The sequence below is a fragment of the Anaeromusa acidaminophila DSM 3853 genome, assembly GCF_000374545.1.
Lineage (GTDB): Bacteria > Bacillota > Negativicutes > Anaeromusales > Anaeromusaceae > Anaeromusa > Anaeromusa acidaminophila.
Window position 1 is genome coordinate 15,374 of the sequence record NZ_KB894587.1, and the last position, 13,500, is coordinate 28,873.

Here is a 13,500-nt window from a genome sequence, read left to right on the forward strand (position 1 = left end):
ATCACGACTACAGATCCTCTGTCAACCGCCTATTCGTAGTTTTCTTATCATTTTTGTCTGGATTAAAAAAGAACCTCAATCGTACCGATAATATCTCCTCGGTGATTTTTAAGCACCGGCGGATACTTAGCCCAAAGCGCAGCCTCTTCTTCCTTGGTCAAAAGGCCCGCTCTTTTCAGCACGCCGATAACCATAGGATTGATGCTGCGGTAGGAGCCGTCCTCCACTTTAAAGGTCATTCCCAAACCGCTCTGGGTATCCGCTAAACAATAGACGGCTTCTGAACCAATTTTGGCCACAAGGCGTCCTTTCGTTAATTCCATAAGAACCGTATCAATACGACCGGTTCCTGCCACTGCATGCGGGTACGCTACCATTGCATTACGCACGGCCGTAATGGACTCTTCATCCGAACCCCAACCAGCGCCTTCCGGTTTAGCCAAGCGGGCATACCCATAAGCCATGCGATCTAAAGGCAGCCAAAAAACCGGCACGCCACAGCCGTCAATGCCTAGCTCCACCTCGTCCTGCCGCAACCCCACCGCCGCAGCCACCTCTTTATGCATCACCTGCTGCACCGCATGCTCTGCTAACGTATAGCCGTCGATAGACAAGCCCCGCAGCATAGCCAAGGCCAACATACCGCTGTGTTTGCCGGAGCACGCGTTATGGACGGCCTGAAACTTTTCGCCAGCCAGCAATACCGCCGTGGCCGCCTTGCCGCTCATAGGCTTGGCCGCGCCGCAAGCCAACGCGTCCGGCGTCAAGCCCACCTTAGCTAAAACGCTTTGCGCCAAAGCCACATGTTCCTTTTCACCGCTATGGGAAGAAACCAAAAAAGCCAGTTCCTCCTGGGTCAGACCAAAATGCTCCACCCCGCCATCCCGGACAAAAGGCAGCACTTGAAACGGTTTCGCGGCGGACCGCCAAAACATGGGACGCTTGGCGTCACCCACAGCATCTACAAGTTCTCCTTTTAGATTCACAAAAGCAATATCCGCCCGATGCAAGCTTTCCACTTTGCCAGCCCGGGTATAATGCAATACAACTTCACTCATTGTTTTTTCCTCCTGCCTCTAGAGAGCAAACCGCTCATTTCTTTCTGCTTAAAAGTATACATGCCTCCCCCGCTTCCGTAAAGACTCATTGCGCCGGTCTTTATTTCCCGCTACACTAGAAGAGATCAGTTTATAGTTATGAAGGGAGTTTTTTCATGCGCCATTATTTTTTGATTTTATTGCTGCTTTGCAGCGCCTTTCTCGGACCGCAAATCGCAGCGGCGGAAACTCTGCATTTTATCAACGGCTATGCAGCCGATCCGGCAAGCCGTCAAGCAATGGACGACTACAAAACACTCGAGGACGCCAACGACGGCTGGCAGCGTTATCAAGATTACGCCAACGGCTACGCTCTGTCGGTTCCTGCCGGCATGAATCTTGACATCAGCCTTTCCGCGGTGCGTACCGTTTTCCAGACTCCGGCCCATAAAATTGAAATTTATCGGGACGACTTACGCCACACAGGCAGTACGGTCAGCGAATACATGGAATACGGCAACCGCTTCTTACATAACACTAAAGACCATGAACTGCTCCAAGACAGTTATATCACCGACGACGCCGGCCGTCTCGTACATATCCTGCAGTGGCAGCGCCGCTCCTTAAAAGCAGTGCCGCAGGACCGCAACCACTACTACTGCGCGGAAATCGCCACCGGCAGCAGCGAAGTGTATACCATCCTCATCAAATCCACAGAGCCCATCGATTGGGGAAATGCCGTACGGCGCAGCTTCCAGCGCATCTCCCGCGAAGGTAATGCCGGCATTTTCCGGCGCGACAACTCTGCGGCCAAAGCCTTCAGCCATCAAGAATTGCAAGCCTTCTGGCAGCGTTACTTTTCTCCTTCCAGCACCTGGACCTGGGGCATTTTCGAGCCTTCCGCACCGGAAGTATTGCGCCCGCTAAACGCCATTGAAGAAAGCACTAAGCATAAATTTCCTTTCTTGCTTCGTTATCAAACGCTAGAAGAACGCGCCCCTGTACGCGGCCTGCAGCAAGCTTACGAGGAAGGACGCTATGTAGAACTAACTTTAAGCACCATTCGCACCAGCGATGAAGCGAACGCGCTCTGGACCGGCGGCAGCAGCAACGCCAGCTTCGTCTACGAAGTGCTGGACGGGCAACACGACGAGTATTTTCGCCTCCACGCCCGGCAGCTGAAATATTTCAACCACCCTGTATTGCTGCGACTCAACAATGAAATGAACGGCGACTGGTGCTGGTACTCCGCTTATCATCTTTCCAAAGACGCCGACCTGTATATCGCCCTTTGGAACCATTTGCGCCGCTTATACGCCGAAGAAGGGGCGGATAACGTCCTTTGGGTCTGGAATCCTCATGACGTCTCTCGCCCGGATTTCGGCTGGAACCACTCCTATGTCTACTACCCGGGAGATGACGCCGTCGATATTGTCGGCATGACCGGGTACAATAACGGCACTTACTTTCCTTCAGAAAAATGGCGTACTTTCCAGGAAATCTATCAACCGCTCTACCAAGGCTATAGCACAGCTTTCCCCGGCAAACCCTTTCTCATTGGCGAGTTCGCCAGCAATTCCGTCGGCGGAGACAAGCCCGCCTGGATTCGCGATATGTTTTCGCATTTAAAAGAATACCCCAATATCAAAGTGGCCATTTGGTGGAGCGGCATTGATTACGATCAAAACGGGCAGCCTGGACGCATCTACATTTTGGACGAAGACGAGCCGACACTACAAGCTTTCCGCGAAGGCGCAGCCAAGCAAAATCCGCCCGCACCGGTTCCCTCTCCCGTACAACCGCCTGCTGTTACGCAGCCTGAGAAACAAAAAAACAAACGTTAACGCCAAGTATTTAAACAGGAATAGAGCAAGTAAAGCGGGGGACCAATCACGACTGCTTTTTTTACTCTCGAAAGCCCCTTTCGTGTATTTCGCGGTTCGTTAGCAACGTCTCTCGAAGTTATTATCCAACCGCAAAAATCGCGAAAAGCACGAAAATTGATTTGTCGTTCTCTCAAGCCTTCTCTATTCCTCCTTTCCCAGACTCTCAAAACTTATAAATTCTGGTATAGAAAAAAGAAAGCGGCACAGCCTAATTCAAGGCTGTGCCGCTTTCTTTATCTTGGCCTTACTACCTGTTAGTACACGGCATTCGGCTGATTATCGCGTTTAGGCTCCTCTGCAACAGAAACCGCTTCAACAGAAGCTTCCTCAGCGGGTTCCGCCGCAGCTTCTTCTGCAGATGTTTCGGTAGCTTCGGTTGATGCAGAGGCATCTTCCATCTGCACCAAGCGCAGCAATTCTTCCGCTTCCAGCGTTTCTTTTTCGATCAATGCAGCAGCAATGACATGCAACTGGTCGATGTTCTCCCGCAAAATAGTTTCTACGCCAGTATAGGCTTCTTCCATCATCTTGCGGACTTCCTTGTCAATGGAATGAGCCACTTCCTCGCTATAGTTGCGATCCCGAGAAATATCGCGGCCCAAGAACACCTGCTCTTGTTTTTTGCCAAAGGCGATAGGTCCCATGGTTTCACTCATGCCGTATTCACAAATCATCTTGCGGACCAACTCAGTAGCACGTTCAATATCGTTTTGCGCTCCGGTGCTGATTTCATTCAATACCACTGCTTCAGCCACACGGCCGCCTAAGAAAACCTTTAGCTGCGCCAATAGTTCCGAGCGCGTAGCATAATACCGGTCTTCCTTGGGCAGCATCAGCGTATAGCCGCCAGCGCGTCCCCGTGGAATAATCGAAACTTTATGCACTGGGTCTGTATGATCCAGCAGCATGCCTACCAGCGCATGGCCTGCTTCATGGTAAGCAGTAAGGCGTTTTTCCTTGTCACTGATAACCCGGCTCTTGCGCTCCGGCCCAGCCACAACACGCTCCACGGCCTCTTCCATTTCACCCATTTCCACGCGTTTCTTATTGCGCCGCGCTGCCAAGAGCGCCGCTTCATTCACTAAGTTGCTCAAATCCGCCCCAGTAAAGCCAGGTGTCCGGCGAGCCAAAACATCCAAGTCCACTTCTTTCGCCAAAGGCTTGCCTTTCACGTGAACTTTAAGAATTTCTTCCCGGCCTCTGACATCTGGACGGTCTACGACAATCTGTCGGTCAAAACGGCCTGGACGCAGCAACGCCGGATCCAGAATGTCCGGACGGTTGGTAGCGGCGATAATGATGATTCCCTCGTTGACGCCAAAGCCGTCCATCTCAACCAGCAATTGGTTTAAGGTCTGCTCACGTTCGTCGTGGCCTCCACCCAAACCAGCGCCGCGCTGACGCCCTACGGCGTCAATTTCATCAATAAAAACAATGCACGGGGCATTTTTCTTGGCTTGTTCAAAAAGATCCCGCACCCGGGATGCGCCTACACCAACAAACATTTCCACAAAATCGGAGCCGCTGATGCTAAAGAAAGGAACGCCTGCTTCACCGGCTACCGCCCGCGCCAGCAATGTCTTGCCCGTACCGGGAGGTCCAAAAAGCAATACGCCTTTCGGAATCCGAGCGCCTAAATCATTAAACTTTTTCGGATGCTTGAGAAATTCCACAACTTCTTCAAGTTCTTGCTTCGCTTCATCCGCTCCGGCAACATCCTTAAAGGTCACTTTGATTTTTTCATCGCTGTGCAGCTTGGCACGGCTTTTGCCAAACGACATTACCCGATTGCCGCCACCTTGGGTCTGCTGCATGATGAAAAACCAAACTCCAATCAACAACAGCATAGGCAAAATGGATGAAAAAATAGTGGTCCACCACGGCGGCTGCGGCGGCTGTTCCGCCTTGATCTCAATATTCTTGGCGCGCAGAGTGTTAATCAACGTCGGATCATCCGGAGTTACGGTTGTAAACTCCGTACCATCCTTGAGTTTACCACGAATCGTATTTTCCACTATCGTGACTTTTTCCACCTTCTGCTCGTCCACCTGGCGCAGGAACTGGGTATAAATGATTTCCTGCTTGTTCGTCGTCTTCGACGAATAGTAGTCGATGATGGAAATAGCGATAATGATGATAAGCAGGTAAAAACTCACATTCCTGAAAAATTTATTCAATCGTAGCCCTCCTCTCATTGGAGCGCACACAGCTGTTCACTTTGGCCTCCATAGAAATTAATTATATCATTAACCGTTTCTGCGGACAACAAAAAGAGCCGCCTGCTCATGCATAAATCGCAGGCTTCAAAATGCCAATAAAAGGCAAATTGCGATATTTTTCCGCATAATCCAGTCCATAACCAACGACAAATTCATCAGGCACTGTAAAACCGTTATAATTTACTTCCAAATCTACCTTACGCCGCTCCGGCTTATTCAATAAGGTGCAAATACGCACACTAGCCGGTTGACGAGATTTGATATTATCTACCAAGTAACTTAGCGTCAGGCCTGAGTCAATAATATCCTCTACAATCAGTACATGCTTGCCAGCGACTTCCTCGTCCAAGTCTTTTAAAATACGCACGATACCACTAGAAGAAGTAGAAGTTCCATAACTGGATACCGCCATAAAGTCGATCATCACCGGCACGTCTATCGCCCGCGCCAAGTCAGCCATAAACATAACGGCCCCGCGCAACACACCAATCATCAAAATTTCCTTGCCTGCATATTCCTTGCTGATTTCTTCGCCCAGTTCGCGCACGCGCTGCTGCAACTCCTCTTCACTTAGCAGAACGCGTTCAATATCTTGCAACATACCCTTCCAATTCCTCCTACATCATTGAGTGTTTCTTTGCAATCGCACATACAACTGCTTGCCCGCACCAGCCGTACGAGCATCCGCTCGCAGCCCAACCACCCAAAGAATCCCTTGGGCATCGCACAATAACGGCAATTGATCTCGCTGCAGTTGTGGCACTTTAGCATCAATCAAATAATTCTTTAGCTTTTTGCTTCCTCCCATCCCGATGGGACGAAATACATCGCCGGCTTGACGAAAGCGCACCACCAAGGGAAGTTCCACCGCCTCCCAAGCCATCGACAACACGTCCGCCCCTGCAGCATCGGCAAACGCAAGCCAAGAAGTTTCCAAGCGGCTTCCGTCCGGCAAGTCCGTCACGCTTGGCACATCGACCTCCCGCTGCCACCTTGACTCTTGGAGCGACGCTTTGGCAACCGCAGCCAAAGGCTCCAGCACCAAACAGTCATAGTCCTTACGAACTTGCCAGCCTCCAGGCAGCACCTGTACAGCGCCGGTTCGTCCTTCTGCGGCTAACTTTAAGAGATTTTCCACATGCACAAAGCAGATTCCTGTCAAGGAGCCCCGTTTTTTTTCTAAAACCTGCCGCCACAGCTCCCGTTGCACCGCCGGATGATAGGAAGAATAAGCAAGCAACTCCACTTGGCAGGAATTGCCCATCCAAAAAACACATCGTTCCTGCGCCTTTAACGCCTCTTGGCGAACGAAATCGTGTTCCTCGCGAATAATATCGGCTGTCCGTGTTAACGCCGACACAATTTCTGGATTATAGTCCCTCAAATCAGGCAACAGGTGATGCCGGATACGGTTGCGCAAATACTTGTCTTTTAAATTGCTTTCATCCAAACGCGGTTCTAAGCCCTGTTCGCTACAGTACACTTCAATCTCGCGACGGCGCACCTGCAAAAATGGTCGTACAAGAAGCGCCTCCTGTTCCGCCATCGCCGCCAAACCCTCCGTCCCTGCACCTCGAAGCAAATGCAGCAGGAAGGTTTCCGCTTGATCATCTGCATGATGTCCAAGGGCGATATAGGAAGCCCCCAACGAGCTCGCGGTCTCGCGAAGCCACTGATACCGCAAGCGCCTGGCCACATCTTGCGATGACCCGCCGTGCTCCCGCAAATAGCCGGGCACATCAATCGCCACCGAGTGATACGGAAGCTGACGCTGTCGGCAAAACTCCGCTACAAACCGCTCGTCCGCAACAGAAGCTTCGCCGCGAAAGCAATGATCCACATGGGCCACCGCCAAGCGAAAGCCTTGTTCTTCCGCCAATCGCCGCAACACATGCACCAGCGCCAGAGAATCCGGGCCGCCAGAGCAAGCAACCAACACCAGCGAGTGTGCTGGAAATAACCGCCGCCGCTCGCACCAGGAGCGCACTTTAGACAGCAGCATGCTTCCCCGCCCCCTTTCCACTGCGGCGCAGCATACGAATCAACGCCGAGCTTAAAAACAGTCCAAAAGCAATAGCGCCGGCAATTAGAAGCATGCGCACCGCCATAGAGCCAGCTTCTGCATAAGTCCCTTCCACGAGAAGCCGCATCGTATGGTAGGCTTCCGCCCCCGGTACCAAGGGAATAAAACCAGTAACAATATAGATAGTGGCAGGCTTATGCGTACGCCGCGCCAGCCACTCCGCAGCTAAGCCCAATGCCAAGCTGCCAAAAAATACTGCCGCCACCAGTTTGCCTCCCGCCTGGCTTACGGCGTACATTACTGCCCAACATAACGCCCCTCCTGCGCCGCTCCACAAGAGCGCCGACTGAGGAATGCGACAGAGAATGCCAAAAGCTGCAGACATCAAAAAGCATGACAACAATCGCAATAAAAAAATATCCATTGTCATCCTCCCATACGCATCGGCAAAGCCAGTACAAGAACAACTCCCATCGCTACAGCCACCGCCGTAAGGGCCGCTTCCAAAATTCTAGCGGCGCCGCTCATTAAGTCTCCAGCCAGCAAGTCCCTCAAGGCGTTAGTAATCGCCACTCCGGGTACAAGCGGCATAAGACCGCCAACGATGATAAGGTCCCGACTGAGCTCTTCCCAAGCCCGCCCCAGCCAGGCCCCTAAAAAGGCCACCACCATAGCGCCCACTAAATCAAGCGTAAAAGGAGCTGCATGATACTTAGTTAACCATGACAACAGCCAGCGCATGCCTGCAGCCACAAAAAAAGCGGCAGCTCCTTCATCCATTGTTCCGCCTAAGAGCAGAACTGTCGGTCCGCCCACTAAACCGGCTGCGCACGCCAATAGCCAAACCGGCACAGCCCTATGCTCCCGCGCAATACGCTGCAGTAACAAAGCTGCCTTGCGAGGCGTTGTCCGGCCTTCTTCCAAGCGACGAGCCACCGCATTCACTTTATGAATCCGGTCCAAATGAATGCTTCGAGTCCCTACGCGGCAAATTCTAGTGACGCACTGTCCATCAGCCGCCTCAACTTCCAGCACCAAGCCGGTATGAAGCACAAGACTTTCCGCCCGTTTAGCACCGCAGGCCAAGGCGATCCGTTCCATCGTTTCTTCTACGCGATAGGTTTCCGCACCGCTTTTGAGCAGCTCTTCTCCAGCTAATACGGCCAAAGAAGCAATATCCTTGCTTTCCATTTTTGCTCCTCTCAGAGCCTTCAAGCTCCGTGTTCGCCTGTAGCGCAAACAGAAAAAGAGCATTTTTGCAAATGCTCTTTGCTCTTACTAAACCACTTATTCGCCGCGGCGCGCTCCACGACCGCCCCGCTTTGATTCGGTACTGCGTTTAAGTTCCGACAGCCGCTCATCGCTGTCTTTGAGAAATTTGCTTAGTTTGTCTTCAAAGGTTACCGTAACCGGACGATGCGGACGCCGGTTATCATGAAAACCTCCGGGACGACGCGGCGGAGGCGCACTGCTAGGCGCTACGCTGGGAGCCGCCGGAGGCGGATTCAAGCGTTTTACCGACAAACCTATTTTCCCGCGTTCATCAATAGAAAGCACCTTAACTTTGATGCGATCCTGCTCTTTCAAAAAGTCACGCACGTCGCGCACATATACATCCGCAACCTCAGAAATGTGGATAAGGCCCACTTTGCCTTCCGGCAACTCAACAAATGCGCCGAAGTTAGTGATACCTGTGACCACTCCTTCAACCACGCTGCCTACTTCGATGGCCATACTGTTATATGCTCCCCCTTAAATGATCGCTTGTTTTAGGCATGTCGCCAAATATTATGTTCTCATTATACCTGCCCGCTTTCCAGCATGTCAAGGGAACTACCCAGGAAATAAAGCTATAAAAAGCCTTCTGCTCCGCAAAACCGCCTTTACCGTTCACCGGCGAGGCGCTGCTAAATATAACGCTTCTTCCGGTTTAGCCAAGCCCAACTCTTCTCGCGCAAGCTTCTCTATGTATTCCGGCGTCTGAAGACGATCCTTTTCCTCTAACAGAGCCTGACGCTGCTGCTGTAGTTGCTCTAGTCTCACTTCCGCCGCCGCTCGCTCTTTGCGTACTTCGCAAAGTTGCTGATAATGTCCGCCAATCAGGTACATACCATATAAAACCAAAGCGCCGGCAAGCAGACGAAACCCAGACAGTTTTCGAGTCCGGGTTCTCCCCATATGCTGCACCTCCATTCCGCTTCTGCAAGATAAGCTTTTTCTTTTATTCGCCGCCGGCAAGCATTTTCCTTTCCTTTGTCCATAAAATTGCTGCACTTCTCAGATTTCAAACTTACGAACGCCTTCTTCCAGACCTTCCGCCAACTGTCGCAAACGCAGAGAGGTATCCGCCATTTCCTCTACAGCGGCGGCCTGCTGCTGCGCCGTTGCTGCGATTTCGCTCACAGCATTGCTGCTTTCTTCAGCAAGCTCCTTTACTTCCCGCACTTGATTTTGCGTTTCGATGCACAGTTCATTCTGACGGGATGCTTCGCTGCGAATATGGTCCGCCGCCGTATGAACCGCAGCCACGGCTTCAACAATATTCGAGAAAGCCTCCCTGCTTTGCAGCGCCCCTGCCACCCCTTCTTCCATCAAAGCAAACGTGCTTTCCATCGTTTCCAGCGTCTGCACCGTACTCGCTTCAATGGCGGTAATAATATGCATAATATTGCCGCTCGCTTCATCGGATTGCACAGCTAACTTGCCGATTTCTCCCGCCACTACGGCAAAGCCGCGTCCCGCCTCGCCCGCCCGGGCCGCTTCGATCGCCGCATTCAACGCCAAAAGCTTAGTTGAGCTGGCAATATTACGGATCAACTGAGTAATTTGGCTGATGGACTGTGCATTATCAGACAAGGTTGCGGCGTACTGTCTAGTTTGTTGCACCGTTTTTTTTGTCTCTTCCAATTGCGATACTGTTTGAAACAACGCAGCTTGACCATCTCTGGCCAAGGAGGAACAACGTTGCCCCTTTTCTTCGGTAACATGGCCTAAAGCTACAATTTCTTGAGAACGACGCGTTATATCCGCCAAGCGTTCCGCCGCATTCAACACCACGCTTTTTTGACCTTCCAAACGAGCGGCAATTTCTTCCACCGACTGAGCCATGTCCCGGCTTCCCTCTTGTCCTTGTTCCAACGCCGTTTCTAAAAAGGAAGCGGACGTCAGTACATCCCCCGAGGATTTTCTGGTTTCTCGCACAACTTGCTGCAAATTCTCCGTCATGCCATTAAATGCCGCCGCCAATTCTCCCAGTTCATTCTTGGCTGCACAAGCTGCCCGCGCAGATAGTTTGCCCCTTCCAACCTCTTGCACGCCTCGCATCAGCGTTTGCATAGGCTGCAGCGTCCGACGCACCGCCCAAAATCCGGCCGTTAAAAAACAAACAACCAATACACCAATACCCCAGACTGTACGCCGTACCATCGCCTGGCTTTGGGCCAACGCCATATCTTTAGGATAAAGTGAAATAACAACCCAATCCGTATTGGCAACTGGGCGGTAAGATAAAAAATAATCTTGGCCGCGCACCTGCGTTTCTAAATTTCCTGTTTTTTCCTCCAACACTTTCGTATAATATGGTTCTTCCAACGGTCGACGCTCTTTTACCGCTTCCGCATTACTAGGATGAAAAAGCGGCACCTTTTGCTGGTTTAACACCACAACTCCATAGCCCGGATTTTCTGAAAGCACCCGTTCCAGCAAAACTTGCAAGTTTTGCAAAGGAAGCACAACCCCTAAGATGCCAATAGTTTCTCTATTCTCTCCTTGGATCGGCACGGCTCCGACTACGCCCAACTGCCCGGCTCCTTTGCTAAGTACCGGTTCCGACATAACAGTATTCCCAGCCATAACCTCTTGAAAATAACGGCGCTCCGCCACATTTTGCAAGTTTAGCCCATCTGTACGCCATACTTGCCTGCCGCTTCGGTCTGCTACGAACAACAATTCATTTCCGCCATAGTAAGGCTGTACTAATTTCAAATATCGTTCCAACCGTTTGGCGTCTAAACTGCGGATCTCCTCGTCGCCGCTTGTAACAAGCAAAAAATTCCGTTTGTTTTGTATGTAACCAGCCACATCATTAGCAACGCGATCGGCAATCTTATCATTATTCTCTACGGCCGCTTTAGTTAACGCATCAGCAGAGCTGACGGCAAAATAACCGCCAGCTCCAACCAACGGCACTAAGCACGTCAAAAGCAGCAGCAAAACCGCCTGGGTCGTCAGCGAACGCCATGACATACTCTGTAGCAGGTTCAGCCCCTGGCTGCTCACCCTTCTATTCGCCAACCACTGTTTTCCGCATTGAACCCATTTTGTCAAGTGGCGCACCATGGAATCTCCTCCATTTAACTCTTTTTTAACAGTTTCCCCAAAGACTGCGGAAGCCGCCTTCTTAAAGGCGGCTTCCAGAGTCTATTTCATTGTGAGCACCCAACAGGTCTTAGTGATTCGCCGCGCCGCGACGCCGGCGCAGTATCTCCACAGGCAGCGTAAAAAGCAAATTCATCACCAAAACGGAGAGAATCAGCAAGGCGCCAATGCCATTGGCAATGTCCACGCGATCCGGCACCAAACCCACGCCCATGACATACCACATATGCACCGCCAGCGTCTCGCCGGCTGCCAACAAATCCGGATCCATCATATGTCTGGACACGGTAGTGCCGGCGGTAAAAATCAAAATCGCCGTTTCTCCAATCGCCCTGCCAGCCGTCAAGGTAATGCCGGTTACAATGCCAGGCATCGCATTCGGCAAAACTACCTTCCAGATAGTCTGCCATTTCGTAGCTCCCAGAGCCAGCGACGCCTCACGATAGTATTGCGGCACCGTCCGCAGCGACTCTTCCGTCACCCTCACCAGCACCGGCAAATTCAACAGCATCAAGGCTAACGATCCGCCAATAATGCTAAAGCCAAGTCCCAAAATATTGACAAAAATGATCATGCCGAACAATCCCAAAACAATCGAAGGCACCGTAGCCAGGCTTTCCGTACTCAAACGCACCAAATCGGTAATCCGGTTATTGCCGGCATACTCTGCCAGATAAATACCGGCCCCCACCGCCAAAGGAACCGAAAACAGCATGGACAGTCCTAAAATGTAAAAGGTGTTGAAAAACTGCGGACCTACGCCGCCTCCTGCGGTAATATCACTAGGCTTTCCAAAGATAAAATCAAAACTGAGCACCGGCAAACCTTTATAAAGCATATACCCTAGAAAAGCTGCCAGAATACCAATAATCAAAAAACCTGCTAACCAAAGTACTGCTGTCGCTAATTTATTCTGCCACTGTGCCGACATCAAACCATCCTCCTCTGCGCCATGCGACGAATCAGTAAAATCATTCCTAAAGACATAAGCAAAAGCACCAACGCCATTAAAAACAATGAATTTCCCCAGGCCGAACCAAAGGGCGTATTCCCCATCTCCACAACAATCTCACTAGGCAAGGTGGAAGTTGGCATGAACAATGATTTGGCAAGCTGCGGCGTATTGCCAATTACCATTTGCACCGCCATGGTTTCTCCGACCGCCCGCGCCATGGCCAAAATGACCGAGGTTAAAATCCCCGGCAGCGCCGCCGGAACCAATACCCGCCAAATGGTTTGCCAGCGTGTAGCTCCCAGCGCCAACGAAGCCTCTTCCAAGGAACGCGGCACCGCCTGCAAAGCATCCTCGGAAATGCTAATAACGGTGGGCAAAATCATAATGGCCAAGATCGCTCCCGCCGTAAATAAACCAAAGCCGGTACTAAGCTGAAAAAATTCTCTCACAAAAGGCACCACAACGGTCAAGCCGATAAAGCCGTACACCACCGAAGGAATAGCCATATAGAGTCCTACCGCAGGCTTTAAGATGTCCCGCAGCCATTTGGGAGCTACCTTCGCCATAAAAACAGCGCCGCCCAACCCCAACGGAGCGCCCAAAACTACAGCCAGCAGGGTCACATACACTGAACCAAGAATAAAGCTCAGCGCGCCATAAGAGCCTTCTACCGGATCCCACTTGGAAGAAAAGAAAAATTCCCAAGGACTTACTTCCAAAAAAGTCTGCAATCCTTGTTGTCCCACAAAAATAATAATTGAAGCAATAATGACGGTCATCAGCAAGGCGCTGACAAAAAAGAAATAGCGAACATAGCGGTCATATCTCAAACGCCCTTCATGCCCCTGTTTACTCATCGTCTCCAACTCCACAGCTTCCATTTTTTTCGCTCCTGTCATCTTCGTTACTAGTGACTTATTACATTTATTATAAGAAGAACGCTCCTCTGCTGTGTTAATCCATTGTTAAGTTCTTGTTAAGAAAACAAATAACAAAAAAGCTC

The 13,500-nt window shown here is 51.1% G+C and carries 12 protein-coding genes; 1 reads left to right on the forward strand and 11 read right to left on the reverse strand.

All coding sequences use genetic code 11. From position 1 onward, the window contains the following. Window positions 1-62: 62 nt before the first annotated feature. The gene (locus C508_RS0105505; protein ID WP_018702543.1) at window positions 63-1,058 is read right to left on the reverse strand and encodes an asparaginase; all 996 of its coding nucleotides are present in this window, start codon (window positions 1,056-1,058) and stop codon (window positions 63-65) included. A gap of 155 nt (window positions 1,059-1,213) precedes the next feature. Here C508_RS0105505 and C508_RS17885 point away from each other — a divergent pair, with 155 nt between their 5' ends. Next, entirely contained in the window at window positions 1,214-2,881 is a 1,668-nt protein-coding gene (locus tag C508_RS17885; protein WP_018702544.1) for a glycoside hydrolase family 26 protein, read from the forward strand. Window positions 2,882-3,177: 296 nt separating this feature from the next. On the opposite strand, the gene ftsH is transcribed toward C508_RS17885, so the two are convergent. The 10 genes from ftsH to pstC form a co-directional block, all read right to left on the reverse strand. Beyond that, window positions 3,178-5,100: an ATP-dependent zinc metalloprotease FtsH gene (gene ftsH, locus C508_RS0105515; RefSeq protein ID WP_018702545.1), complete on the reverse strand. Its 1,923-nt coding sequence runs from the start codon at window positions 5,098-5,100 to the stop codon at window positions 3,178-3,180. Between the two features lie 106 nt (window positions 5,101-5,206). Beyond that, window positions 5,207-5,743 (reverse strand): hypoxanthine phosphoribosyltransferase, encoded by a 537-nt coding sequence (gene hpt, locus C508_RS0105520; protein ID WP_018702546.1) that lies wholly within the window; start codon window positions 5,741-5,743, stop codon window positions 5,207-5,209. Window positions 5,744-5,764: 21 nt separating this feature from the next. Continuing rightward, complete coding sequence (gene tilS, locus C508_RS17890) at window positions 5,765-7,144, reverse strand: tRNA lysidine(34) synthetase TilS (RefSeq protein ID WP_018702547.1); 1,380 nt, start codon at window positions 7,142-7,144, stop codon at window positions 5,765-5,767. Next, window positions 7,131-7,589 carry a threonine/serine exporter family protein gene (locus tag C508_RS17895; RefSeq protein WP_018702548.1) on the reverse strand — a complete coding sequence of 153 codons (459 nt, stop codon included), beginning with the start codon at window positions 7,587-7,589 and terminating at the stop codon, window positions 7,131-7,133. The genes tilS and C508_RS17895 overlap by 14 nt, the downstream gene beginning before the upstream one ends. Before the next feature lie 2 nt (window positions 7,590-7,591). After that, on the reverse strand, window positions 7,592-8,356 hold the full coding sequence (locus tag C508_RS0105535) for a threonine/serine exporter family protein (protein WP_018702549.1): 765 nt from the start codon (window positions 8,354-8,356) through the stop codon (window positions 7,592-7,594). 96 nt (window positions 8,357-8,452) lie between these two features. Continuing rightward, a complete protein-coding gene (locus C508_RS0105540; protein WP_018702550.1) occupies window positions 8,453-8,899 on the reverse strand; it encodes a S1 domain-containing RNA-binding protein in 447 nt (148 codons plus the stop codon). A gap of 156 nt (window positions 8,900-9,055) precedes the next feature. Continuing rightward, window positions 9,056-9,343, reverse strand: coding sequence for an FtsB family cell division protein (locus C508_RS0105545; protein WP_039796922.1), 288 nt, complete (start codon window positions 9,341-9,343; stop codon window positions 9,056-9,058). 99 nt (window positions 9,344-9,442) lie between these two features. Then, a complete protein-coding gene (locus C508_RS0105550; protein WP_018702552.1) occupies window positions 9,443-11,503 on the reverse strand; it encodes a methyl-accepting chemotaxis protein in 2,061 nt (686 codons plus the stop codon). 109 nt (window positions 11,504-11,612) lie between these two features. Next, entirely contained in the window at window positions 11,613-12,473 is an 861-nt protein-coding gene (gene pstA / locus C508_RS0105555; protein ID WP_018702553.1) for a phosphate ABC transporter permease PstA, read from the reverse strand. Next, on the reverse strand, window positions 12,473-13,378 hold the full coding sequence (gene pstC / locus C508_RS0105560; protein ID WP_018702554.1) for a phosphate ABC transporter permease subunit PstC: 906 nt from the start codon (window positions 13,376-13,378) through the stop codon (window positions 12,473-12,475). Before pstC ends, pstA begins: the two co-directional genes overlap by 1 nt. Window positions 13,379-13,500: the final 122 nt, after the last annotated feature.